Genomic DNA, 24,025 nt, shown 5'->3' with positions numbered 1-24,025 from the left:
GACGCCTAGGGGCTAAGTAATCGATTTGCTTCCCGCCATTGTTCAAACCATCGGCGTGGCTGGAAAACACGTAAGATTGGTTCGCTATCCTCAAGTTCTACTCCTAACCCGACTACGCCGAGACGTGCATAAAGTGCACCGTTTGCGCTGCGTTCTGCTAGCGTGACGTCTGAGAGTAACAGCAGCGGGCCGCCGGTGAGTCTCAAGTCTTGCAGGCTAATTTGCTCACCGCTGATCTGCAGTTGAGCTGTGCCTGCAATGTCGGGAACATTGAGTAGTCGCCCGAGCCAGTCGTTAGCCCGGGCCCGTGCTAGAAAAAGCCTGGCAAGCAATCCCGTATCGCGCATCTCCAAACGTAGCTGGCTGGCCAGACGAATAGGGTCTTCCCACGCCAATGTCGACTCGTCCATAGATAGCTGTACCCACCAGCCTGCATCCAGGGTGCCGTCCTCGCTTTGTCGGAAGACATTTTCAAGGCGTAAAAATGAGTTGTCGGCAGTAAAGCGGCGTGTTGCCAAGTCTCCGTCGGTGAGGTGTAAGTCGAGATGAACATCGCCGCGAAGCTGTTGATCCAGCAACGCCAGCTCGGCACCAAAGGCGCGCAGCGTTATTTCTCCTTGGGCGTTTAAACCCTCCAATAGCCACTCGCTGGCTAGGCTTGCTTCCCCTTCTAATAGCGTGATGCCTGCACCTTCAGGCAGGTAGCGGTTATAGCGAGTAAAGTCGAGTACTTCAGTAATGGGCAAAGCAATGCGAGTGGTGAAGTACTCAGGCTGGGGTGATGTAAGCACGTCGCTAAAACGTTCCGTTTGGGTAGTGAGAGCAAAATGGCGTCCCTGCAAATGTGGGTTGTCATCGTCTTGGTGCTTTAAGTCAAAGCGAGGAATGCCAAGAGAGAGCTGGGCTTGCTCGGCGCTATCCAGTTGGGCGGTGAGCTCCCCCCGCCCGGTAGCGAGATAGTCTAAGAATGTAACTTCAAGCTGGTCTGCATTGATACGCAGCCGGGTAGGGGCCAGCAAGCGGTCTTCACGAAAGCTACCCTGGGCAAAGAGCTGGCCTTCGCCAGCGATGGCCAGCCCATGGGCATCAGGCAAAAACGCATTTAAAAAGCCTAGCCGATGCACACTACCTTCAAGTGCAAACTGACCGCTAGGCACCCCGTTACGACGCTGAAAACGCCCGTCGGTTAGCACCAATACGCTCTCTAGACGCTCGTTAGGTTGATCAACATCCGCTGCTTGCCAGCTCAACCGGGTACCGCTGATAGTCAGCGCTGAGCCATCCATCGCCGCTTGTTGGATAGGCAGAAAAAGCTGCATATCACTGGTTAGCGTGCCGTCTTGTTTGCCATGCTGCCAGCGAGTAGTAAGCTCTTCTCCGGTTAAATGGACCTCCCCGCTGAGCTGCTCGGGCGTCATGATGAGCTGACCGTGGCTCGCTGCTTGTCCGCTAAGCAACTGCAATGGCGCGGGTGCAGGTAAAAGCGCTGCCAAGTAGGTTTGTAGCACGCTGATATCAGGTAGGCGTGCTGCTTGCCAACTAAGCGTTGCGGAGGCTTCTTTGTGCGCTTTTTCTGGCGCTATGGGACTTAGTGCGACGACGTTAATATCGGCATCATCAAGTAGGAGACGATCCTGGTGATGCAGCGTGGCCTCGGTAAAATCGAGTGTTGCTTCAATGATCTCCTCGGGTGTCAAAAGAGCGTTAAGTGAACCACTGCCCCGCGCGATAAAGCCGAACGTATCGACTGCCAGTTCCGGTGCCTGAATATTTAGTTGAGCATTATACGGGCGTGATTCGCGAATGCGGGCCGAGGCCTCAATTTGGCCATGGCCGGTCAGATGAATGCTGTTTTTAACGCCATCAGGCGCCTCACTGTTAGTATCGCTACGTTCAAACGTCAGGTAACGATTAAGCATATCCAGCCGGGTGAGCTCGCCCTGTAATGCTAGGGTGGCCGCCGTGGGAGGATCAAGCCGATCCAAGCGCTGATTAGGAATCTGAGTGGACAGGCGTAGCTCGGCATGCACTGCATAAGGGTGTGTATCGACCCGTGTTGTTTCTGCCAACGCGACATCGGTAAGCTGCGTCGAAAAATGTAATTGATCATTCTTAACCGCCAAGCGAACCTTGCCTTTGCCGGTAGCGGTGTGACGTGGCAGTGGCGAATCAGCAATTAGCCAGCGGGGCGAGTCACGTTGGCCCCCTAGTCGCTGCTCATCCACCGTTAAGCGAAGTGCTGGGGCATCCAGGATAAGACGACTCGCAGGCTGTAACACGCCAGCATTTAGCTTAAGCGCCCCCGTTAGAGCGCCCCGCCCCTCCAGGGTAAGCCAGGGCAGGGCGTTTAAATAGGGCATAAAGACATCCCAGGCATCTGCATGGGCATCCAACTGAAGTTGTGCAGAAAGCGCTGCCAGAAGGTTGGGATTAAGCTCGCCGCTGGCGGTGTCGGTAGGGGTTATCTTGTCGAGCGTCGCATCCGCGTTAAGGTTAATATCTCGAACTAACGTCGCTTGATCACTTAGACGAACTAAACGACCATTAGTGATGGCAATTGAAACATTTGGGATTGCGAGGGTGTCGCGACTCAATGTTGTATTCGCTACTTGCAACTGACCTTCCGCTTCAAGGGCAATGTCACCAACCGTCAGGCGACGGATGCCGTGTGCATCTAGCGCATCGATATGCAGCTCGCCACGCAACAGGGCGAGCAGCGAGAGCGAAAGGGTTGCACGTTCAGCCTCAATTGCGATAGGGAATGTGTCATCTTCACGGGCTAGATAGAGCCCTTCTACTTCCCAGCGCCCAGGGTGCTGGCTGGCGCCTTGTTCCCAGCGAATATCAATGCCTTCAAATTGGGAGATGCGCTCGGGTAGCCATTGACTATTAAGCAGCCAATAGCTGCCAGCTACCCAGATAAGGATGATAAACAGTAAGCCAATCAACAGCCTCAATAGCAGGCGGGGGAGGCGTTTTTTACGAGTGTTCGCGTCTGGCATAGTGACTTCCCTAGCAGATGACTCCTGTTGGGGCGTGTTTTATGGCATTATGCGCGGCGTTGGGCAGTGACGGGTTTTCGATTTCAACGCTAGGCAGGCTACAAACGCCATGTTCAAGGATTTTTACACGCAGCGCGGAGAGTACGTAGTGATCTCCGCAGAGCAAGCCAGCCACTTCGCCAAAGGCGTGGCTGGTGACTACAACCCTATTCATAATCCGGATGCGCGTCGTTTTTGTGTTCCCGGTGACTTACTGTTTGTTCTGGTACTTACAAAGTTCGGGTTGTCGCGGCAAATGGAATTTCGCTTCACCAACATGGTGGGGGCTGACACGCCGCTTAAGTTTAGCGAAGCAGATGATGGAACAATCCATGTCTGCGATGAGAGCGGTAAATGCTACTTACAGGTTGTGCGTAGTGGGGACATTACCCACGATCCGGTTGTGGTGGAAGCGTTTGCTCGCTGTTATGTCGCGTTTTCGGGCAAGAATTTCCCCCACTATCTTAAACCACTAATGGAGCAACATGGGGTCATGTTTAACCCTAAACGGCCACTGGTGATCTACGATAGCATGGGATTTTCACTTGAGCGGTTGGATGGCTTTTCGCCGGGTTTGACGTTGAATCAATCTTCATTAGAGGTTAACGGCAAGCGAGCCGATGCGCGGCTGGAATTCTCGATTGAGTCCGCCGGTGAAAGCGTCGGGGTTGGCTCTAAGAAGTTAGTGGTAAGCGGCCTGTGTGATTATGACGCGGATGAAATGGCCGCTATTGTAGAAGAGTTTTATCGTCTTAAGGCTGCCTACGAAACAGTCTAACCGGTGTCTCCGCTAGTTAGCCCACCAAAGGCATCACTTCGACCCAACTGCCAGCCGATGTTTCGTACCATTGCTCGTCATAGTTCTGAATAGAGCCATGTCGGCGTGGTTGCGCGTCGGCGAGTCGAATAAACGGCCTGTTAGTCAGCACCCTACTTGCCGACGAATAAAAGCCTGCGTCACATCTCTATAAAAAGGCTAATTGACGTCCTGCGCCAGATTCTGTTTACTCAGTCATATCTAGTTGACGTTTACGTCAACTTGCTGCTATACCCTGTGCACTTGGTTTGCAACTACAATCTTTTTAACAGTCGGCTTTTAATCGCCGTTTTTAGCCATGGCTTTTCAATAAAAATCACAAATGTAAAAGGAGCAACGCTATGTCCGTCCGTGAAATTCCTATGTATATCGATGGCCAGCCAGTGCAGTCGCAAAGCCAGGAGTGGCGCGACGTAGTCAATCCGGCTACCCAAGAGGTGGTGGCTCGCGTGCCGTTTTGCAGCGCTGACGAAGTAGAGCGTGCTATCCACAGCGCCAAAGAGGCGTTCAAAGAGTGGCGTAAGGTCCCCTTGGGCAAGCGCATGCGCATTATGCTCAAGCTACAGGCGCTGATTCGCGACAATACTGCAGAACTTGCGGCGCTGATTACCGAAGAACACGGTAAAACACTGCCGGATGCGGAAGGTGAAGTAGGGCGTGGCTTGGAAGTGGTTGAGCACGCCTGTTCGATCACCTCGCTGCAGTTGGGTGAGCTGGCTGAAAATGCTGCCAGCGAGGTGGATGTTTACACCATGCACCAGCCGCTGGGGGTAGGCGCAGGCATCACCGCTTTTAATTTTCCGATTATGCTGCCGTGTTTTATGTTCCCGTTGGCGATTGCCACAGGTAATACCTTCGTTCTGAAGCCATCAGAGCAAGATCCTAGCTCAACGATGCGCTTAGTTGAGTTGGCCCATGAAGCAGGTATCCCACCGGGCGTACTCAACGTGGTGCATGGTGGTCCGGATGTGGCCAATCAAATTGCTGATCACCAAGATATCAAAGCGCTTTCGTTCATTGGCTCCACCCACGTGGGTTCGCTGCTTTATAACCGTGCGGCAGCAGCAGGTAAGCGGATGCAGGCGATGATGGGGGCTAAAAACCACTGTGTGGTGATGCCCGATGCTAACCGAAGTCAAGCAATCAACAATTTGTTGGGGTCAGCATTCGGTGCCGCTGGTCAGCGGTGTATGGCGAACTCGGTGGTCGTGCTCGTGGGTGAAGCTCGAGCGTGGTTGAACGACATCGTTGAAGCAGCCCAAAAAATGAAAGTGGGGCCTGGTACTCAGCTTGATGCAGACTTGGGCCCGTTGGTTTCACCAGCAGCCCGTGATCGGGTGCTGCGGTTAATCGATGCTGGCGAAAAAGAGGGCGCCAAATTGATGGTCGATGGCCGCAACGTTCACGTGGACGGCTATCCTAACGGTAACTTCGTAGGGCCGACCCTGTTTGCGGATGTGACCGCGGATATGACCATTTATCGCGAAGAGATTTTTGGGCCTGTTCTGTGTGTGGTCAGTGTTGAAACACTCGATGAAGCGATCGCTTTTATCAACGCCAACCCCAACGGTAACGGTACCTCCATCTTTACTAACTCAGGCTGGGTTGCTCGTCGTTTTGAAACTGACATCGATGTGGGCCAAATTGGTATTAACGTGCCGATTCCAGTACCGGTCGCGTACTTTAGTTTCACCGGCTCGCGGGGTTCTAAACTGGGCGATTTAGGGCCTAATGGTAAACAAGCGATCGCTTTCTGGACACAAACGAAAACCGTGACGGCGCGCTGGTTTGAACCGGAAAATGTTTCTAGCGGTATTAATAGCACTATTTCGCTGTGATAAATCCAACCACATGAAGTGATACACCTTGGCCCCGCTTTAAGCGGGGCCAATTGACCTTAGAGGCCATCGAAAGCAAGGCTGTTGTTACTAACTTGTAAATTAGTAGTTTAGAAGTTATCAAACAGTGGCAGGCTCTCTTCAAGCAATTGCTCAATGGGGTCGAGCTGGCTTTCATGCAGAACCAGCAAGGAAGGCTCGCTCATGAAGTGCTTGGCTGGAGGGACTAGTAGCGCAAATTCACCCTCTTCAAGATGGAACTCGTGTATTTCGCGCAAGCCAAGCGGTGTCATGCATTGCGAGCAACGGTAGGTGTCATCTTCGCCATAAACCAGTCGGTGGTACATTTTGAACAGCGTGTACAGGGCTAGTCCCCCCTCAAATGCTGGCCAGTGTGCTGGGGTCTCGCGAATGTCGGTAGCGAGTGATTGGCCTTCCGCTTCTGCATCAGCAATCGCATCGGCGAGCGGTGCGCCGAGAAGAGCATCATTATCGGCCGGTAGCGGGGTATTGTGCTTAGAGGCGTGGGTAAAGTCCTGTACTGCGCGCTTGAAGTCGGAGACGCCGTTTAGGGCATAGTCTATATGCTGTAGGTCGGTTGGCTCGCAACTACCATTTTCCCAGCCATGAATAACCCTTAGCATCATTTGCCCACGTGCCATAGGGCGGGCAAGTAACATATGCAGCATGATACGAATATGCAACTGACGCTCGTCTGTATCATTTTCAAACGCCCGGTAAGGGTCAGCAAACAGTTCGTTTAGGCGACCGGGAGTATGTTCCTTGGCTTCGTTATGGCTCATGACAGTGTCCCTTTGAACGAACTGTTTATTAAAGAGTAGAGCTTGGTTTTATGACAGATCGATAAATCAGTATGGCGAGCAGAGCTGCTAAAAAAAAGACGCTAAGCTAGCTTTTTGTTATGCATCGGCTAAGCCATTTTAGTGAGATAATTAAATTTAACAATAAAGAGGTGGTTATGTCTGCAACAATAAGTCGCTTTAATATGCCTGAAACGCTGGATGATTTGCCCGAGGACATTCGTTCTGCCATTTTAGCCGTTCAGGAGAAAGCGGGGTTTGTGCCGAATGTATTCCTAATGTTGGCCCATCGTCCTGCTGAGTTTCGCGCTTTCTTTGCCTATCATGACGCATTAATGGAGCGGGAGTCAGACTCGCTCAGCAAAGCTGAGAAAGAGATGATCGTGGTTGCCACCAGCGCGCGTAATCATTGTTTATATTGTGTGGTAGCTCACGGTGCCTTAGTGCGCATATACAGTAAAAACCCCCTACTTGCTGACCAAGTGGCTGTTAACCATCACGTTGCGCCAATCAGTGAGCGCCATCGAGTGATGCTTGATTTTGCTATTCACTGCGCCATCGATGTAGGTGAAATGACGAATGAATGGTTCTCCCGCTTGCTGGAAGTAGGTTTTAGCCAAGAGGACTGCTGGGACATAGGTGCTATCGCGGCGTTTTTCAGCTTATCGAATCGACTAGTCACTTTGGCGGGCACGCCACCCAATGAAGAGTTCTATCTAATGGGGCGTGTGCCACGTTAGGTTGCTGCCAACTCATCTTAAACTTTACTAAGGTGCGATTTTGATTGAGGATAGCTTCGACACATTCCTTAAAATAGCATTTGAAAAATAGCCGCTATAATAAGTACCTACATTCACTGTCGCCAGGGGAGCCCTGTTAGCAAGGGCTGAGAATGCGTATTGCGCAGACCCTGGAACCTGATCCGGTTCGTACCGGCGGAGGAAGCGCGACATGCTTTACTTAACATCAGCCGTGCTTGGCGCGGCACTATGCTGCTTTGCTTTTTTAGGCCTGCGGGCTCGCTGGGTGGATGGCCCGCTTGATGACTATGTCACCGCGCGCAATTCGCAAACAGCTTCTACCCTTGGTTTATCTTTTCTTGCCTCCGGCATGGGGGCATGGATACTCTTTGCTCCCCCTGAAATTGGTGCTTTTGTTGGCCCGCTCGCATTGTCAGGATATGCGTTAGGTTCCGCACTCCCATTCATTGTCTTAGGGCTTTATGGGCCTAAAATCCGCCGTGCCCTGCCTGAGGGACGCAGCATCGCAGAGTTTGCTGAAGCTTGCTATGGCCCGGGCGTTCGGCGCTGGGTTACGCTGGTGTCGGTGGGTTATATGGCCTGTTTTTTGGCCGCTGAGCTAACGGCTATCGGGGCAATCACCGCATTACTTTCCGATGTGCCGCCCGCGTTAGTAATTATGGGAGTGGCCCTTACCACGCTGGTTTATACAGCGGTTGGAGGGCTACGCGCCAGCCTTGCCACTGACCGCTGGCAGGCCTGGTTATTGCTGGCACTACTCTTGGCGGTAGGCAGTATGGCCTTATGGCGACTGCCTGCCCTTCCTAATGAGGCTGTTTTACCTTCTATTCCTGTCACTGATGCGCTTAGTGTGGCGTTAACGCTGGTGATTGCAGTCACCGCAGCGAACTTGTTTCACCAAGGCTATTGGCAACGCGTTTGGGCTGCACAAGACAATCAAAGCCTGGGGCGCGGGGCATGGTTAGGCGGCGCAATGACAGTGGTGGTCGTGATGGTAATTGGCGGTCTGGGTATGTTGGCCGCTATGCGAGATGTGCCGCTAGGCGAACCGCCTATGCCATTTTTTGCACTGCTTATCGATGCACCCGTCTGGTTGACGCTGCCTGCCTTAGTGCTCGCTGTTACGTTGGTGGCTTCTAGCGTTGATACGTTACAAAACGGTATTGCTTCCTTGATCTTGGCGCGCAGCGAGCAGCAGGGCGTTTCACTCGTTGCTGCCCGATGGGTGACGATTTTATTGATGGTTCCCGTTGTGGTAATTGCTTTGCAAGGGTTATCGGTATTGCGGCTGTTCCTCATTGCTGACTTACTGTGTGCGGCCATTGTAGTGCCGGTGCTGCTGGGCTTGTGGCAACGGATGACGCCTATTGCGGCCATTGGAGGAGGCATTGCAGGGTTGCTGGGAGCCATTCTTCCAGGGTGGTTAAGCCAAGGAAGTTTTATCTCGGGAGTCGTTGCAGCGAGTTTTCCGGGCAGCATTCCCACGCTGGGGCCTTTCGTAGGCGCGTTAATTGCCTCGACGTTAATCAGCGTATTGCTTGCGAGTATGATTAAAAAACAGTGAATACTTGGCGTTTATGATGCAAAGCACACAGGATAAGCCCAGGTACGTATAGCCCATCCTGCTGATAGCGGTGCTTAAGGCCTGAAACATTCAAGGACGACCATGATTCGATCTATTTTAACCACCCCAGAAGGCAAGACTTACGAGGGCGATGAGCATCTTATGGCAATGTGGGAGTCCACCCCAGGGAGCCATATTTGGATTGATATGCAGGGTGAAACGCAACAGCGTGAGCGTACTATTTTAGAGGCGTTTGAGTTCCATCCAATGGCGATTCAAGATGCTCATAAAGAGCGTCATCCGCCTAAAATTGAAGAGTTTGAAAACCATACGCTGATTATTTATCGCGGGATCTCCTCATTCGATGCCGAACTGAACTACCTGCCTCAACAGGTCTGTTTTTTTGTGGGTGAAAGGTTGCTGGTCACTCTTCATCCTGGCCAAGCACTCTCTATTGAGCGATTGTTTAACGAGCATGGTAAAGCCCTACTGGCCCACTCGCCGGAGCATGTAGCGCTACGGGTGATGTATATTTCAGCGGGCTTTTATATTGATAGCCTGCTCGAGTTTGAAACGGCGTTAAGCGACCTTGAGGATGAATTGTTAGAAGCGGGTAATGATGTGCTAATGCGCAAGATTATTACCTATCGTTCTCGGCTGGTTAAAATGCGTCGCATCTTTAGTTACCATCAGGGTATTACGCAAGAACTGACGGCTTATGATTATGAGCATTTGCCTCGCGAGCAAAGCGAAACCTTGCACGCGATTAACGATGTGGCCGAGCGTTTCGAGCGTCTCTATACGTTGACCCAGATGTATTACGACATTTGTGGTGACTTAGTCGATGGCTATATCTCTATTTCCTCCCACCAATTAAATATCACCATGCGCGTTCTCACAGTGATTACCGCTATCTTTGTACCGCTGACATTTATCGCTGGCGTTTACGGCATGAACTTCGAAAATATGCCCGAGTTGCGCTACGAATACGGCTACTTTTTTGTGTTGGGTGCCATGTTGGGAATCGGTGGTGTATTGATTTGGCTGTTTAAACGTAAACATTGGTTTTAACCCTAAACAGCACAACTATCTCAGTTATCTGCTCGTCAGTAAGCAAAAAGTTGGCGCATACATAGGTGGTTAGTGGTTGTCTGTGGCATCCTCTGCATCGACCAAGACTATAAGGCATTATGCCGTCGACTAGCGTTTTCACTGGGAGCATTTTTCATGACCATTATGATCATCGGGCTGCTGATTTTTTTGGGCAGCCACTCTGTGCGTATCTTTGCTGAAAATTGGCGTCAACAACAGATTGCCAAGCGAGGCGAGACTAACTGGAAGTTAGTCTATTCAGCGGTCTCTTTCATTGGGTTGGTGATTGCTATTTACGGATTTGGACAGATGCGCCTTGATCCGATTTATGTCTGGCATCCACCCATGGGAATGCGTCATGCAGTGGCTCTGCTGATGTTGCCCGCCTTTATTATGCTAGCGGCGACGTATGTTCCTCATAACGCCATTAAGGCCAAACTTGGCCATCCGATGGTATTGTCCGTGAAAATTTGGGCGTTTGCTCACCTACTGGCGAACGGACGTTTGGGCGATATTATCTTTTTTGCTGCTTTCCTTATCTGGGCTATCCTATCGTTTAAAGCTGCCAAAAAACGCGACCGCCTTACGCCGCCTGCGGCCGTTAGCACGACAAAAACGGCAACCATTGCAAGCGTAATAATTGGGCTAGTGGCGTATGTTTTATTTGCCTTTTATTTGCACGCAATGCTGATTGGCGTCCCTGTATTTAGCTAGTAACGCGGCTGAGCTACTTAAACTGCTTCGTTCTTTTGGCGGCCTCGCAGTCATGCGTTGCCGCCATTGCCGTTTATACGGCTTTTAAGGCTCGGCATGAGTTTGTTATTGTCATTGGAGCGTTAATACACTAATTAAGGAGCCAGCTCATGGTCGCAACGGAGCACACGGTGCCGGCTACAATGGCCGCCATGCTATTGACAGGACATGGTGATATCGAAAAGTTGGAATATCATCAGGATGTCGCTACACCTCAGCCCAAGACGGGCGAAGTGCTGGTGCAAGTGACGGCAACGGCAAAAAACAATACTGACCGAAAAGCCCGTGAAGGCCTTTATCCTACTAAGGATAAGGGCGAGGTTACTTCTTTTGCCATGGGTGGCACGCCGACATTAACCTTTCCGCGTATTCAAGGGGCCGATGTAGCGGGTCGTATCGTGGCAGTGGGAGAGGGCGTTGACGCCGAGCGCATAGGTCAGCGGGGCTTGCTCGATTTTAATATCTACGCCGATGAGCGTCGCGATATCAATCTTACTCCGGATTACTATGGTCATGGCGCTGACGGCGGTTTTGCTGAGTACATCGCTGTTCCTGCTGATCAGTTCTACCACATCCCCAATCCCGAATTGCACGATGCGGAGCTTGCCTCGATGGGCATGTGTTCGTATCAAACGGCCTACCACATGATGACTGCCGCTCAGGTAAGTGCCGGAGAACGCGTACTCGTCAGTGGTGCTAGTGGCGGTGTTGGCACCGCGCTCATTCAGCTGTGCCGCATTGTGGGCGCTATTCCCTACGCGGTAAGTCAGCTAGACAAAGCCGATGCGCTAACAGCATTGGGGGCTGAAGCCGTCATTGACCGTGGCGACTTGCCTACTTTCGTTGAGCGGGTTTTGGAAACGACTGACGGTAAACCGATTGATGCGGTGATGGACTTGGTCGGCGGAGAAATGACCAACCTGTTTATCGATACCATGATTGTCGATATGCAGGGACGAAAAAGTTACCCGCGCCTTTCCATTGCTGGCGCTAGCGGTGGCAATCTCAGCGAAATTATGTGGACGCGTATTTATCTGTATCAAGTGCAGATATTTGGCGTTTCTCATGGTACGCGGGAAGAGGCCGAACAGCTTGTGGCTTGGATTCGCAGCGGCGAATTAAAACCCGTGCTTCATGCGGCGTTTAAACTCTCCGACTTACATGCTGCTGAGCGCTATTTTGTTAACCGGGACAGCAATTACCTGGGAAAAATCGTGCTTGTTCCCGATGCCCAGTGGGCATCTCACGGTGCTCCGTTCGCCCTCGAAAATTCCTCTGCCGCTCAGGAGCGCCGCTAGTGCATAATGTTCATACTATCCAATTAATGGACACGCACGCCGGTGGCGATGTTAGCCGTATTGTCACGGGCGGCATTGATATTCTGCCGGGTGCCACCGTGCGCGAACAGATGGAGTACTTGCGCGATGATGCCGACGGTTTGCGTCGCTTGCTGCTGGAAGAGCCCTATGGCATTCCGGAAATGTCGGTGGATTTATTGGTACCTCCCAGCCACCCGGAAGCGGTCGCGGGCTATATCATTATGGAAGTGATGGGGTACCCCATCTACTCAGGCTCCAACACGCTATGTACCGCAACGGCGGTACTGGAAAGCGGTATTGTGCCCAAGCAAGAAGGCATTCAGCGCTTCAAGCTGGAAGCGCCCGCAGGTTTAGTACAGATCGAAGCCAAGGTACATAACGGCGTGGTGGAGTCAGTCACCTGTGGTGGCTTGCCCAGCTATATCGATACCTACCGAGATACGATTCAAGTACCGGGAATTGGTGATGTCACTTACTCCATCGCCTACAGCGGCGGTTTTTATGCGTTAGTCGATGCCACTGAGCTAGGCTTTAAGCTGACGCGTGATGAGGAGCGCGCACTATCAGAATGTGCCTATAAAATAGTCGAAGCGATTAAAGCGCAGCGAGGCTTCTCTCACTACACCCTGGGCGACGTAGGGCCACTGCCGTTTCTGCATTTTATGGGGCCTGAAGAGCAGGTGACGGAAGGTTATATACGCTCACGCTCAACCACGTATGTTCACCCCGGCGTCATTTGCCGCAGCACTACGGGTACTGGTACTTCGGCACGCCTAGCATTGATGAACTACGAAGGGCGATTGAAGTTAGGCGATAAGCTAGAGACAGTTTCACTACGTGAGACGGGGTTTATCGGCACTTTTATCGGCACCCATCAAGAGGGCGCTTATCAAGTAGTGGAAAACACCATTACCGGCCGCAGTTACGTGCTGGCGCACTCGGATATTGTGATCAACTGCGATGATCCGATGGTGGCTTGCGGTGAGCTACATCATATCTTGAGTGACCGTCATCAGCCTGCGCCATTGCCATCAGCGCTCTAGTCGTTGGAGGCATAGCCTTCGCTTTCCAGGCGTTCCCATACCGGGGCCTTTTCGGCCTCGGTCATACTTCCCCAGCCGGCGATTTCATCCAGCGTTCGGCCACAGCCATGGCAGACAGAGGTGGAGGGCTCAATTTGGCATATTTGCACGCAGGGCGAGAGAGGGCGCTTAGTGAGCGGTTCAGAACGTGTAGTCATCAAGAGGCCGACACCTTGCCGCGAAGTGATTTAATTTTGCCTTTACGTGTTTTGTGATCGACGCGACGACGCTGTGAGCCCTTGGTGGGCTTGGTGGGGCGGCGTACCTTTTGCTGTCTGGTGGCACTTTGAATGAGCTCTTTTAAACGCTCTAGTGCATCTTCTTTATTGAGTTCAAGCTTGCGATGGCTTTGGGCTTTGATAATCACAACGCCCTCTTTACTGATGCGCTGATCAGAGAGCGCCATTAAGCGCTCTTTATAATGCGAGGGCAGCGTAGAGCTCAGAATATCGAAGCGCAGGTGGACTGCTGAGGCGACTTTGTTGACGTTCTGGCCGCCCGCACCTTGGGCGCGAATCTGGCTGATATCAATCTCCCAGTCAGCCAACGTAACGTTGCTAGAAATGGTGAGCATTCATGGCCCCTGTGTGACTCGTGAACCTACAAGGCTAGCACAATTGGCACAGAGGCGGTGGTCGTTAAGTCCTTAACCCAAGCAGTAACGCCTGTTTTTAACGGGCTAAATTGGTCACCGGCTGACCATCGATATAGGCCAGCAGATTGCTAAACGCATCGCCAAAGTAGAGCTCGTAGCTATCTTTTTCCACATAACCCAGGTGCGGTGTGGCGAGTAGATTGGGCAGTGCCAGCAGTGAGTTTTCTAACACAGGTTCTGCATCAAAAACATCAACCGCCGCTTGGCCAGGCCTACCGGCCTTGAGTGCTTGTTCAAGCGCCCCAGGGGCCACTAACTGAGAACGGCTGGTGTTTACCAGCAGAGATGTTGGCTTCATCTGGGCGAGGGATTCAGCGCTGACGATACCGCGGGTATCGTCGTTTAAACGAAGATGCAGGCTGAGCACATCCGCCCGCTGGAAAAAGTCTGTTTGGCTCTCGGCCACTTCTAGTCCTGCCTGCGCTGCTCGTTGGCGGGTACCTTCCCGCCCCCACACCAGAACGTTCATTTCAAATGCTTGACCATAGCGTGCCACTAAGCTGCCGATTTTTCCGTAGCCAAAAATACCTAGCGTGCGGCCTTTAAGTCCCGTGCCTAAGGTGCGTTGCCAACGGCCCGCTTTCAGGTTCTCAACCTCTGCCGGTATATGACGCATGGCGGCCAGGACCAACCCCCAGGTTAATTCTGCCGCCGCGTAGGGCGAGCCAGTGCCCGCCATGACGGTAACGCCGTGGCGGCGACAAGCCTCCATATCCACGTGCGCTGCGCCGCCTCCCGTTTGGCTAATGACTTTCAGGTTGGGTAAGCGCGCCAACAGCTCGGCGGTGATCGGGGTGCGTTCCCGAATCAGCACTAACGCCTCGGCGTCCTGAAAACGCGCACTGAGCGCGTTCAAATCGGTCAGGGTGTCGTGATAGATCGTTACATCGTGGCCTTCTAGCTGGTTGAAGGCGTCTAAGCTGCGCACACAGTCTTGATAATCATCGGGAATGGCAATCTTCATTGAAGTGGCTCCTTGCTCGGCAGCGGTGCGCTTGTTTTATCAGTAATGTTCAAGCGATATTGCCATGCAAACAGTCCTGCGATAACCGCAATGCCCACTACATCGGTTATTACCTGGCCGTTAATCAACATTAGAGCCGCCAGAAGTAGTAAGCCCCGTTCAAGCCAACTGCAAGGGCGTAAGAAGAAACCGATCGTGGAGGCCGCCAGCGCCACGATGCCTACCACGCCAGAGGCCACGGCGAGGGTAATTTCAAGCGCTGTGCCATTGCCTAGCAGCGGAGGGTGGTAGATGAACATAAAGGGAATCAAGAAGCCGCCAAGGGAAATTTTCGTCGCTGTGAGTGCGGTTTTGAACCAGTGGGAACCAGCAATGGCACCACCGATATAAGCCGCTAATGCAACGGGCGGTGTTACCCCTGAAAGAATTGCAAAGTAGAGAATAAACAGATGCGCAGAAAGGCTAGGCAAGCCAGCCTCAATGAACGCCGCGGCCACCACAGACGCTGCCAGCATATAGGCCGCTACTGTCGGCAGACCCATGCCTAGAATGATCGCGACGACCATTGCCAGCAGTAGGGTAACCAATACATCGCCGCCGCTGACGACTAGAATGACAGATGAGACTTTCAAGCCTAAACCAGTAAGGCTAATCACCGAGGCAATAATCGCCACACTGCCGATGATGACGGCGATCATAGCTGCGGTCATAGCGCCTGCTTCTAAAGCAGCAGGAATCGACTTCAAACGATCCGTAAAGCTTCCTGGGCTGCGCCAAGAGAAGAGATAGATCAATAGCGCGGTGAAGTAAGCGGCTACTGCGGCGGTAGTCGGAGTGTAACGCAGCACCAGCATCGTTATCAGGACGATAATCGGTAGCAGTAGCGTTTCGATATTGAACAGGCCCTCGCGCAGCGTCGGGCGCTGATCTTTAGGTATTGGGTTTAGCCCCAGACGCTTCGCCTCAAAGTGAACGCTCATCCAGATAGCGAGATAGAAGAGCAGCGCGGGAATAAGGGCGGCACCAATGATCTCCAGGTAGCTTACGGAAATAACGTCGGCCATGACAAACGCGGCGGCGCCCATAATGGGCGGCAAAATTTGTCCGCCTGTTGAAGCAGAGGCTTCTGTCGCTGCCGCAAAGCGCGGGCTATAGCCGCTTTTTTTCATCAAGGGAATGGTGAACACGCCCGTAGTGGCTACGTTGGCAGCAGTACTGCCACTGATACTGCCAAACAGGGCGCTACATAAGGTGGCTGCTTTAGCAGGACCGCCGGCCATACCGCCCGTCACAGAGTTAGACAAGCGCATGAATGTATCGCCACCGCCTGTGGTTACCAGCAGCGCGCCAAACATAATGAATATGACAATCACCGTCGAGGAGGTACGCATCAAGCTGCCGTAGATGCCTGTCGGGCTCATATAGAAAGTGGCTACCAAGTCTGCCCATCCAAATCCTCCATGACCCCAAACGCCAGGCAACTGGTTACCGAAATAGGCATAGGAGAGAGCGATAAGTACCAAGATAGGAAACGCAAGACCAATGGCGCGACGGCAAGCTTCAAGCAGAAGCAGAATTGCCAATAAGCCAAATACCAAGTCATAGGTGGTTGGCATTAGATAGCCAAGTTCGTAAATGATGCGATCAAACTGCATGATGTAATAGCCACTCACTGCGATCGCGAGTACTACGGGAATGGCATCAAACCAGGGTAGTCGCTGGTTATCTCTTGCGCGACAGGAGTAGCCCAAGAAAATTAACGGCAGTGCGAAGAGGAGATGAATGGCGTTTTGGGTATTCACTGCCCCAGTAACGGCAGCGTAAAGGTGGAAGACTGCCATCGCCACCGCGATTAGCCGCATCACTAAAAACCAGAAACCCGTTAGCTGACGCTTGCCCGAGTCTTCCGAATATTTTTCAACAACTTTACTACTTTCAAGGGTATCCATCGGATAGCTCCCACGCCATTTTGCTGTGAAGCAGTGATGACAGGCGCGTCAAAAAAGAGGTGTTAAAGAGGGAAGCATTCAAACGTCCGCAGACGAACAAGCGTCTGCGGACGTAAGCAGGTATTAGCGAGCTTCGGGAGGAATGACGTCTTTAGGTATCTCCAGGCCCAACTCTTGGTAATAGCGCAACGCACCAGCGTGAATCGGGAAGGTGGCGTTATCGATGACGTCTTGCGGGGTCATGCCCTTGGCTGGGGCAAAGGACGCCGATACTTGGTCATGATTTTCCCAATAGGCTTTGGTGATGTCATACACAATATCGTCATCGAGAGAGTTATTGGCTGAAACGCCCATATAGATGCCCAGGGACGTCGCCTCATCCATGCCACGGTAAGTGTCCGCAGGGATAACGGAGGGTGATAAGAAGGGAAGCTCTGCAGTGACAGTTTCAAGCTGCTCTTCTGAAAGGGACAGTAGCTGAAGAGGGCGAGACGAGTGAACTTCCGTGAACGCAGGAATAGGCGGAATGCCGTTATAGCTGAAGCCGACTAAGCGACCGTCAATCACGCCCTCTGCCGCATCATCGATGCGCATACGCTGAAAGTCAGGCTCAACACCCAGAATATCAAAAACGAGTTCGGTGATGTACTCGCCGCCACCACCAATGCTGCTGGGATTAAAGCGTTCACCAGCAAGGTCTTCAAAGTTGCTGATCTCAGCGTCTTGGCGAACTGCCCAGTGCATCGTGGAAGGCGCAATCCAGTACACCAAACGTACGTTTTCGTTAGGCGTGTCTTCAAAACGGCCTATACCGTTGTACTGCTCATAGCCTACCAGGGCTTCAGTGAAGGCAAGGTCCAGTTCGTTACGTCCTAAACGGATAGCATTTTCACGGGTGCCGCCCGTTTCACGTACGGTAAGTTCGTAAGGTGTATTGGCACTGATAACGCGCGCGCCTTCGGAGATACCGAAGAACCAACCAGTGCCAGTGGGAACAGCGCCAATATTTAAAGCATCTTCTTGCGCCTGTGTGACCGCGCTGGTGAGCGTACCGAATGCCAGGATGGAAGCAGGGATAAGTAGACGTGTTTTTCGAGCAAAAGATTTCATTATTATTACCTCAAGCATTGGAATGCTTTAATTGCCATGATTGTCATGGACGGTTTGTTTTTGTGTTCAAGCGGTGTATCACATAACCACCTCCAGACTATTGATACCCGTTGTTACCGCGTTTGGGTATTAGTGATTGATGAGCCTGCTTTCGTGAATAGAGAAAGCAGGGATGAGGTGAGCGCTAAATTAGTGAAGGTTTTAACGTCTTTTTACTCTTTTCTGCCGTTGGCTGATGTTTAGAATTATTAGAAGATTCAATAAGATGATCTACAAAAAGTCTGGCTGCCATCGAAATGCGGTCAATATTGTTGACGTAAATACATAGTGGACGTTTTGCCCAGTCATCTCGAATAGGCAGTACACTTACTTGCAACCCACCCACGTATTGGCGAATGGCGCCTCTTGGAACCACCCCAATTCCTAATCCTGCCTGCACCATCAAACACAGCGCGTCGTAGCTAGTAACCTGAATACGCAGCCTTAATGGCCTATTGGCTAAGCTGGCAGCCTTTAAGAGTTGAAGATTGATAGCGCTTGATGAGTGCAGCCCGACATAAGCGTGTTCCAGGCTGTCGCGAAAATCGATGGCGTCGCGGTTAGCGAGAGGATGGTTTAACGGCGTGACAAGCACCAGCTCATCAGTATGGTAAGGCAATTCCGCTAAGTCATAGCCATGGGGGAGTTTGGCGCAAATGCCAATATCAGCACCATTCGCCATAATCTCCCGCGTAATCACCGGGCTAACTTTCTCTTCAAGCTGCACACCAATATCCGGGTGTTTTTCAAAAAATGCCTGTGTCTCCCCGGGCAAGTACTGCGTGATGGCTGACATGTTGGCAAAAATGCGAATAATGCCGCGCTCACCGCTGGTGTAATCGCGCATCTGTAAGTCCAGGTCTTCTAGGTTATGCAGCACCCCACGGGACAAATGTAACAACGCATTACCTGCCGGTGTTAACTCTACGCCCCGGTTATTGCGATGTAATAGCGGCGTACTGAAATGCGATTCGAGCTCACTTAAACGCTTGCTAACGGCAGACGTTGCAATGAATTCAGCATCGGCTGCACCGGTGATGGTGCCCATCTCTGCTACTCGCACAAATAGCCTTAAAGACGTGGGGTCGAGTTTCATTTTTGGACTCCATTTGTATGACATGACTATCAGTGGCGATAAGCTTCTTATAAAAGTTGTATGCAACTATGCTCGATTTTTGATAAATGTAGGCCTATATTGGTCGTCTATGCAATAAATCGTACACAACTCGATCTGCGACCTTAGTCGTGAATATGAATTGACGTACACGGCATAATGGATTTAAAAGTCGCTGGAACGCTCTGGAGTGTCGTAATGACCGCCGCCGACCGTGTTTATCACATCATTAAGCAACGCATTCTCAATGGTGGCTATGCGGCGGGCAGCTATGTCCGTGAAGCGGCTATTGGTGAGGAGCTTGATTACAGCCGGACGCCCATTCGTGAAGCATTGCGACGTTTGGTATCCGATGGCTGGGTGGAGGCCATCCCTCATCATGGTGCGCGTGTGGTGGGCTGGACACAGCATGACGTGGAAGAAGTGTTTGAGCTGAGAGTCTTGCTAGAGCCCCAAGTAGTTAGGCGAGCTGCTAAACGTGTCGGCGAAACACAACTCGCCACATTGAGCCGTTTTGCCGAGCAAATGGAAATACTGTGTCAGCAGGATGACGAGCGGGCAGTGGATGAAATCGCCTTGCTTAACAATCAGTTTCACGCTGAACTAGTGGCGGCGGCGGATAGCCCACGCCTCCAACGATTACTAGAAACGATTGTGCAAATACCCGTTTCACGGCGCAGTTTCCACCACTACACCCGGGAGGAATTGCTGGCGAGTATGCAGCACCATCGAGAAATTATTCGAGCCTTGCAGCATAGCGATGGTGAATGGGCAGCTGCCATTATGCGTGCGCATATATTGGCGGCACGAACCGCTCAAATGCGCCAAAAACAGCCGGTTGCTAAAGCTCAAGTAGAGAATCAAAGTAATAAGGAGTTTTTGATTAGTTAGTATATTGACAACTAAAAAACGTGAATAACAGTGTAGTTAGCTGCTTTTCTCTTTAATGATAATAAAAAATATTAGGATTTTATCTATGACTTCTAAAGCCTCCTCTGCCACGCCCCTTAATTTAGCTCAAAAGTTGATCAGTGATCATTTGATCAGCGGTGAAATGCTTCCTGACAGTGAAATAGCCTTGCGCATCGACCAAGCGCTATTGCAGGACGTGCTGGGCACTTTAGTGATGCTTGAGCTTGAAGCCATGGGTATCGACAGAGTGCATACCCAGCCGAGCGTGCAATATATCGATCATGGGCTTGTTCAAGCCGACCATCTCAATGCCGAGACTTATCTATTTCTAAAAAGTGCCTGTGAACGTTTTGGCGTTTGGTACTCAGGCCCGGGCAATGGCATTAGCCATCCGGTACATATGGAGAATTTTGGTGTGCCTGGCCAGTCGTTGGTGGGTTGCGATAGCCATACTACTTCGGCGGGTGCCTTGGGGATGCTGGCCATCGGCGCAGGCGGTATTGAAGTGGCTATGGCCATGGCCGGAGAACCTCTTTATATCACCATGCCGCGGATTTGGGGCGTTCGCCTAGAAGGGCGTTTGCCGGACTGGGTGTCGGCGAAAGATGTGGTTTTGGAACTGCTCCGTCGTCATGGCGTGTCGGGTGGCAAAAACAGCATTCTCGAATTCTATGGTCCAGGGCTTGATGAGCTTTCGGCAATGGATCGACTCGTGATCGCCAATATGGGCACCGAAATGGGGGCCACAACCAGTGTATTTCCTAGTGATGCAAGTACACGGCGCTTTATGGCAGCCCGGGGGCGCGAAGGCGATTGGCAGCCGTTAGCAGCCGATCCTGGTTGCCACTACGATGTGGAAGAAGTGATCGATTTATCCACGCTGGTGCCGCTGATTGCTCTGCCCTCTAGCCCCGATAAAGTGGTGCCGGTGAGCGAAGTGGCCGGGCAGCCGTTGCATCAAGCCTATATTGGCTCATCGGGGAATCCTGGCTATCGTGACTTTGCCGTCGTATCGAGCATGGTAAAGGGACGCTCTGTAGCAGATGGCATATCGCTGGACATCAACCCCTCGTCACGCCAAGTGCTTTCCACCTTGATTCAAGAAGGCTATTTAGGAGAGTTAGTGGCTAGCGGTGCACGCTTACACCAAGCGGGCTGTAACGGCTGTATTGGAATGGGTCAGGCGCCAGCGGTAGGGCGCAACAGTTTGCGCACGGTACCCCGCAACTTCCCTGGTCGTTCTGGCACGCGAGAAGACAGCGTCTTCTTATGCAGTCCAGAAACAGCGGCTGCCTCGGCTTTAGCTGGGGTGATCAGCGACCCTCGTCTTATGCAAATGGATTATCCGCGTATTAATGAGCCTGATGCTATGGTGATTAATCGCGATGTCTTTACGCCACCGCTACCGCTTGATCAAGCCCGCTTAACGCCGCTACAAAAAACAGAAAACACACCTGCTCTGCCGACGCTACAGCCACTACCCGAACGTTTAGAGATTCCCGTGCTGCTTGTCACGGGCGATAACATCTCAACCGATGATATTATGCCTGCTGGTCAGCGCGTGATGCCGTACTGGAGCAGTATCTATGCTTCCGCACCTTTTACCTTTGAAGCCGTCGATGCGGAGTATGCTCAACGTGCGGACGCGACGCGTAAATTGGGGGGGCACCTTATTGTAGGTGGGCATAACTACGGCCAAGGCTCAAGCCGTGAGAATGCCGCTCTTGTGCCTCGTTATCTGGGTTTACAGGCTGTGTTGGCTAAAAGCTTTGCACGCATCCATTGGCAAAATTTAATCTGTTTTGGCGCACTGCCTTTGACGTTTATTGATGAAAACGATGCTGACCAATTAGCCCAGGGTGATAGCGTTATCATTGAAAATTTACATGCCCAAATAGCTGAGGGCGCAACGCTTGATGCCGAAATAGTGGGCAAAGGGATGATTCGTTTACATCACGGGTTAAGTGAGCGCCAGCGAGAACTGTTGCGAGTCGGTGGTGTGATTAATCAGCTTAAAGCGCGCCAGCCGTAAGCCTGTATACGACGAATAAGTAGCGTTACCTATTAGACAGCAGCCATTTCACGAATGAAGAGTGAGCCAAAATGAGCGACTACCTATTAGATGAATCTCCTTTAAGCCCCGGGGTGATTTATCGCTTGTTATCCGGGGCTGTTTGCCCACGGCCGATTGCCTGGGTGTCTACCCAGGATAAACGCGGCAATGCCAATTTAGCGCCGTTCTCCTTCTTCAATGTCACCAGTGTGAACCCACCCGTGCTGGCGTTTTCACCGCTGCTCAATGGCAGCGGTGAGCTTAAAGATACGGTGCGTAATTTAACTGACGTTGCTGAATGTGTCGTGCATGTCGGTAGCGAGGCGTTAATTGAAGCGCTCAATACCACCAGCGCCAGCCTTCCGCCGGAGCAAGACGAGTTTACCCTGGCCGGGCTGGAAAAGGCGGCGATGCCAGGCGTTAGCGTACCGCGAATTGCCAATGCGCCAGTGGCGTTTGGTTGCAAACTGTTCGATATGATTCGGTTTGGCGATGAACCCCTGGCCGGGACGCTAGTGCTGGCGCAGGTGGTTTCCATTCATATCGATGATGCTGTTTGGGACGGCCGTCATGTGGATATGGATCTTCTCAAGCCGGTTGGCCGTCTAGCCGGTAGCGATTACATACGCATTAGCGATCGGTTTGCCATTGAGCGGCCTGATTAGTGTTGGCTGATTTTAGATAGTAATTTGATTTTTAAAGAAAATATTGTGATTTCCTCAAGGAGGTTCTAAGCGGTTACACAACAGGCAATAATCATTACTTAGTGGTTAACGATAATTAACCTTTAGTCGTATATTCTCCTGCCGATAGAAAAGAGTGACAGGCGGTAATCTAGCAGGCAGTTAATGACACTCATCAACTGTTTGCTAAAGAGCCATTTAAAGGGTGGGGAAGTGATCTAGCGAGTGAGGAGCAGATCAATGCGACGAATGGGAACGCTATTGTTAACAAAAAGGCTGTTAAAAAAACGCCTAACAAGTATCACCCTATTAGCTGGGTTATTGCTTTCACCACTAGCTCAGGCAGCGCTTACTTTTGGTATTGTCGCCCCTGCCAGTGGCGGCGCTGCGCCATTAGGGCTGGGCATGCAAAAGGGTATCGAGACCTACTTCGCAGAAGTTAATGCGGCTGGCGGCGTAAATGGTGAAACATTAGCCTTGATCGCCCGGGATGATGAGTATAAACCGCTGCAAGCTGCCAGCAATACCCGGCAAATTATCCAAGAAGATGAAGTGCTAGCCGCGATCGGCAACGTAGGTACACCAACCGCTACCGTCACCATACCCATCTATAACGAATATGAAACACTGCTCTATGGCGCGTTTACCGGTGCGGGGGTGCTACGTAAAACACCTCCCGACCGCTATGTGATTAACTACCGAGCCAGTTATGTGCAGGAAACGGCAGCCATGGTCAATGGGCTCTTGGAAGCGGGTGTGCTGCCTGAGGAAATAGCCTTTTTCACCCAAAACGATAGCTTTGGTGATGCCGGCTATAATGGGGCCGTTCAGGCGTTAACCTCCCATGGCGTTGGAAACATCACCGCGCTGGCCCATGGGCGTTTTACCCGCGGTACCCGCAATATCCACCAAGGCTTGGCGACCATTCTGCAAGCGCCGGTGACACCTCGGGCGGTCATTATTGTGGGCACTTACGGGCCTGCGGCAGATTTTATTCGTGAAGCACGCAATGACCTACCGGATGCCGTATTTTTGAACGTCTCTTTCGTTGGCAGCCAAGCGCTAATGGATGAACTTGGCGAGTTGTCAGAAGGCGTCATTATCACTCAAGTAGTGCCGCCTCTGGATGCCGACCTACCCGCTGTAGAAGCATACCGACAGGCGCTAGCCACGCATTCACGCGGTAGTGAACCTGACTTTATATCTCTCGAAGGCTACCTTGCTGCGAAGCTTTTTGTTGAAGGTGTAAAAGCAGCCGGAGCAAACCCAGATCGTGACGCTATTGTGGATGGCTTACTTGGCCTAGGGTCGGTCGATATTGGCCTAGAAGAGCCCCTCAGCCTGGGGCGTAATGATCATCAAGCCAGCGATGCAGTTTGGCCAACCATTATCACAAACGGCCGTTTCGAGTCGGTGGAGTGGGCGAGCCTGTTGCCATAACGGTGACATATTAAGGCT

Annotated in this window: 20 protein-coding genes and 1 riboswitch; of the genes, 12 read left to right on the top strand and 8 right to left on the bottom strand. The window is 51.9% G+C overall.

Going from position 1 to position 24,025, the window contains the following annotated elements; translation table 11 throughout:
* Window positions 1-5 precede the first annotated feature (5 nt).
* Window positions 6-3,002, bottom strand: a complete 2,997-nt coding sequence (locus ACW44H_RS13650) for a hypothetical protein (RefSeq protein WP_457505054.1) — start codon at window positions 3,000-3,002, stop codon at window positions 6-8.
* Between the two features lie 109 nt (window positions 3,003-3,111).
* Here ACW44H_RS13650 and ACW44H_RS13645 point away from each other — a divergent pair, with 109 nt between their 5' ends.
* Window positions 3,112-3,819 carry a DUF3581 family protein gene (locus ACW44H_RS13645; RefSeq protein ID WP_457505052.1) on the top strand — a complete coding sequence of 236 codons (708 nt, stop codon included), beginning with the start codon at window positions 3,112-3,114 and terminating at the stop codon, window positions 3,817-3,819.
* A gap of 380 nt (window positions 3,820-4,199) precedes the next feature.
* A complete protein-coding gene (locus ACW44H_RS13640; protein ID WP_457505051.1) occupies window positions 4,200-5,696 on the top strand; it encodes a CoA-acylating methylmalonate-semialdehyde dehydrogenase in 1,497 nt (498 codons plus the stop codon).
* 110 nt (window positions 5,697-5,806) lie between these two features.
* On the opposite strand, the gene ACW44H_RS13635 is transcribed toward ACW44H_RS13640, so the two are convergent.
* Window positions 5,807-6,499, bottom strand: coding sequence for a hypothetical protein (locus ACW44H_RS13635; protein WP_457505050.1), 693 nt, complete (start codon window positions 6,497-6,499; stop codon window positions 5,807-5,809).
* Between the two features lie 176 nt (window positions 6,500-6,675).
* On the opposite strand from ACW44H_RS13635, the gene ACW44H_RS13630 reads away from it, so the two are divergent.
* From ACW44H_RS13630 to ACW44H_RS13605, 6 genes are all read left to right on the top strand, one after another.
* On the top strand, window positions 6,676-7,257 hold the full coding sequence (locus tag ACW44H_RS13630; RefSeq protein WP_113269918.1) for a peroxidase-related enzyme: 582 nt from the start codon (window positions 6,676-6,678) through the stop codon (window positions 7,255-7,257).
* A 114-nt stretch (window positions 7,258-7,371) separates the two neighbouring features.
* A riboswitch (TPP riboswitch) is annotated at window positions 7,372-7,479 on the top strand.
* Complete coding sequence (locus ACW44H_RS13625) at window positions 7,469-8,842, top strand: sodium:solute symporter (RefSeq protein WP_457505049.1); 1,374 nt, start codon at window positions 7,469-7,471, stop codon at window positions 8,840-8,842. It overlaps the preceding riboswitch by 11 nt.
* A gap of 102 nt (window positions 8,843-8,944) precedes the next feature.
* Entirely contained in the window at window positions 8,945-9,913 is a 969-nt protein-coding gene (locus ACW44H_RS13620) for a magnesium transporter CorA family protein (protein WP_457505047.1), read from the top strand.
* 156 nt (window positions 9,914-10,069) lie between these two features.
* Window positions 10,070-10,648: an NnrU family protein gene (locus ACW44H_RS13615; RefSeq protein ID WP_457505046.1), complete on the top strand. Its 579-nt coding sequence runs from the start codon at window positions 10,070-10,072 to the stop codon at window positions 10,646-10,648.
* Window positions 10,649-10,797: 149 nt separating this feature from the next.
* Entirely contained in the window at window positions 10,798-11,985 is a 1,188-nt protein-coding gene (locus ACW44H_RS13610) for an alcohol dehydrogenase catalytic domain-containing protein (protein WP_457505044.1), read from the top strand.
* Complete coding sequence (locus ACW44H_RS13605; RefSeq protein ID WP_457505042.1) at window positions 11,985-13,049, top strand: proline racemase family protein; 1,065 nt, start codon at window positions 11,985-11,987, stop codon at window positions 13,047-13,049. The genes ACW44H_RS13610 and ACW44H_RS13605 overlap by 1 nt, the downstream gene beginning before the upstream one ends.
* Here the strand turns inward: ACW44H_RS13605 and ACW44H_RS13600 are convergent.
* From ACW44H_RS13600 to ACW44H_RS13575, 6 genes are all read right to left on the bottom strand, one after another.
* Window positions 13,046-13,246: a DUF1289 domain-containing protein gene (locus ACW44H_RS13600; protein WP_447043658.1), complete on the bottom strand. Its 201-nt coding sequence runs from the start codon at window positions 13,244-13,246 to the stop codon at window positions 13,046-13,048. The two genes, ACW44H_RS13605 and ACW44H_RS13600, sit on opposite strands and share 4 nt — an antisense overlap.
* Complete coding sequence (arfB, locus tag ACW44H_RS13595; RefSeq protein WP_113269924.1) at window positions 13,246-13,662, bottom strand: alternative ribosome rescue aminoacyl-tRNA hydrolase ArfB; 417 nt, start codon at window positions 13,660-13,662, stop codon at window positions 13,246-13,248. The genes ACW44H_RS13600 and arfB overlap by 1 nt, the downstream gene beginning before the upstream one ends.
* A gap of 97 nt (window positions 13,663-13,759) precedes the next feature.
* Window positions 13,760-14,707: a D-2-hydroxyacid dehydrogenase family protein gene (locus ACW44H_RS13590; protein ID WP_457505040.1), complete on the bottom strand. Its 948-nt coding sequence runs from the start codon at window positions 14,705-14,707 to the stop codon at window positions 13,760-13,762.
* Window positions 14,704-16,656: a TRAP transporter permease gene (locus ACW44H_RS13585; protein ID WP_457505038.1), complete on the bottom strand. Its 1,953-nt coding sequence runs from the start codon at window positions 16,654-16,656 to the stop codon at window positions 14,704-14,706. The genes ACW44H_RS13590 and ACW44H_RS13585 overlap by 4 nt, the downstream gene beginning before the upstream one ends.
* A 123-nt stretch (window positions 16,657-16,779) precedes the next feature.
* The gene (locus tag ACW44H_RS13580) at window positions 16,780-17,766 is read right to left on the bottom strand and encodes a TAXI family TRAP transporter solute-binding subunit (RefSeq protein ID WP_457505036.1); all 987 of its coding nucleotides are present in this window, start codon (window positions 17,764-17,766) and stop codon (window positions 16,780-16,782) included.
* Window positions 17,767-17,950: 184 nt separating this feature from the next.
* Window positions 17,951-18,901 (bottom strand): LysR family transcriptional regulator, encoded by a 951-nt coding sequence (locus ACW44H_RS13575; RefSeq protein WP_457505034.1) that lies wholly within the window; start codon window positions 18,899-18,901, stop codon window positions 17,951-17,953.
* A gap of 216 nt (window positions 18,902-19,117) precedes the next feature.
* On the opposite strand from ACW44H_RS13575, the gene ACW44H_RS13570 reads away from it, so the two are divergent.
* From ACW44H_RS13570 to ACW44H_RS13555, 4 genes are all read left to right on the top strand, one after another.
* Window positions 19,118-19,810 (top strand): GntR family transcriptional regulator, encoded by a 693-nt coding sequence (locus ACW44H_RS13570; RefSeq protein ID WP_457505032.1) that lies wholly within the window; start codon window positions 19,118-19,120, stop codon window positions 19,808-19,810.
* Window positions 19,811-19,895: 85 nt separating this feature from the next.
* Window positions 19,896-21,863 (top strand): aconitate hydratase, encoded by a 1,968-nt coding sequence (locus ACW44H_RS13565; RefSeq protein ID WP_457505030.1) that lies wholly within the window; start codon window positions 19,896-19,898, stop codon window positions 21,861-21,863.
* A gap of 71 nt (window positions 21,864-21,934) precedes the next feature.
* Complete coding sequence (locus ACW44H_RS13560; RefSeq protein WP_457505029.1) at window positions 21,935-22,549, top strand: flavin reductase family protein; 615 nt, start codon at window positions 21,935-21,937, stop codon at window positions 22,547-22,549.
* Window positions 22,550-22,807: 258 nt separating this feature from the next.
* Window positions 22,808-24,007 carry an ABC transporter substrate-binding protein gene (locus ACW44H_RS13555; RefSeq protein WP_457505027.1) on the top strand — a complete coding sequence of 400 codons (1,200 nt, stop codon included), beginning with the start codon at window positions 22,808-22,810 and terminating at the stop codon, window positions 24,005-24,007.
* Window positions 24,008-24,025 lie beyond the last annotated feature (18 nt).

The sequence above is a fragment of the Vreelandella sulfidaeris Esulfide1 genome, from assembly GCF_054072535.1.
This window is presented reverse-complemented; position numbering and strand designations above follow the sequence as displayed.

Bases quoted from the DNA above. Each gene is read 5' to 3' on its own strand.
- ACW44H_RS13650 (WP_457505054.1), bottom strand. From the start codon at position 3,002: ATGCCAGACGCGAACACTCGTAAAAAACGCCTCCCCCGCCTGCTATTG.
- ACW44H_RS13645 (WP_457505052.1), top strand. From the start codon at position 3,112: ATGTTCAAGGATTTTTACACGCAGCGCGGAGAGTACGTAGTGATCTCC.
- ACW44H_RS13640 (WP_457505051.1), top strand. From the start codon at position 4,200: ATGTCCGTCCGTGAAATTCCTATGTATATCGATGGCCAGCCAGTGCAG.
- ACW44H_RS13635 (WP_457505050.1), bottom strand. From the start codon at position 6,499: ATGAGCCATAACGAAGCCAAGGAACATACTCCCGGTCGCCTAAACGAA.
- ACW44H_RS13630 (WP_113269918.1), top strand. From the start codon at position 6,676: ATGTCTGCAACAATAAGTCGCTTTAATATGCCTGAAACGCTGGATGAT.
- ACW44H_RS13625 (WP_457505049.1), top strand. From the start codon at position 7,469: ATGCTTTACTTAACATCAGCCGTGCTTGGCGCGGCACTATGCTGCTTT.
- ACW44H_RS13620 (WP_457505047.1), top strand. From the start codon at position 8,945: ATGATTCGATCTATTTTAACCACCCCAGAAGGCAAGACTTACGAGGGC.
- ACW44H_RS13615 (WP_457505046.1), top strand. From the start codon at position 10,070: ATGACCATTATGATCATCGGGCTGCTGATTTTTTTGGGCAGCCACTCT.
- ACW44H_RS13610 (WP_457505044.1), top strand. From the start codon at position 10,798: ATGGTCGCAACGGAGCACACGGTGCCGGCTACAATGGCCGCCATGCTA.
- ACW44H_RS13600 (WP_447043658.1), bottom strand. From the start codon at position 13,246: ATGACTACACGTTCTGAACCGCTCACTAAGCGCCCTCTCTCGCCCTGC.
- arfB (WP_113269924.1), bottom strand. From the start codon at position 13,662: ATGCTCACCATTTCTAGCAACGTTACGTTGGCTGACTGGGAGATTGAT.
- ACW44H_RS13590 (WP_457505040.1), bottom strand. From the start codon at position 14,707: ATGAAGATTGCCATTCCCGATGATTATCAAGACTGTGTGCGCAGCTTA.
- ACW44H_RS13585 (WP_457505038.1), bottom strand. From the start codon at position 16,656: ATGGATACCCTTGAAAGTAGTAAAGTTGTTGAAAAATATTCGGAAGAC.
- ACW44H_RS13580 (WP_457505036.1), bottom strand. From the start codon at position 17,766: ATGAAATCTTTTGCTCGAAAAACACGTCTACTTATCCCTGCTTCCATC.
- ACW44H_RS13575 (WP_457505034.1), bottom strand. From the start codon at position 18,901: ATGAAACTCGACCCCACGTCTTTAAGGCTATTTGTGCGAGTAGCAGAG.
- ACW44H_RS13570 (WP_457505032.1), top strand. From the start codon at position 19,118: ATGACCGCCGCCGACCGTGTTTATCACATCATTAAGCAACGCATTCTC.
- ACW44H_RS13565 (WP_457505030.1), top strand. From the start codon at position 19,896: ATGACTTCTAAAGCCTCCTCTGCCACGCCCCTTAATTTAGCTCAAAAG.
- ACW44H_RS13560 (WP_457505029.1), top strand. From the start codon at position 21,935: ATGAGCGACTACCTATTAGATGAATCTCCTTTAAGCCCCGGGGTGATT.
- ACW44H_RS13555 (WP_457505027.1), top strand. From the start codon at position 22,808: ATGCGACGAATGGGAACGCTATTGTTAACAAAAAGGCTGTTAAAAAAA.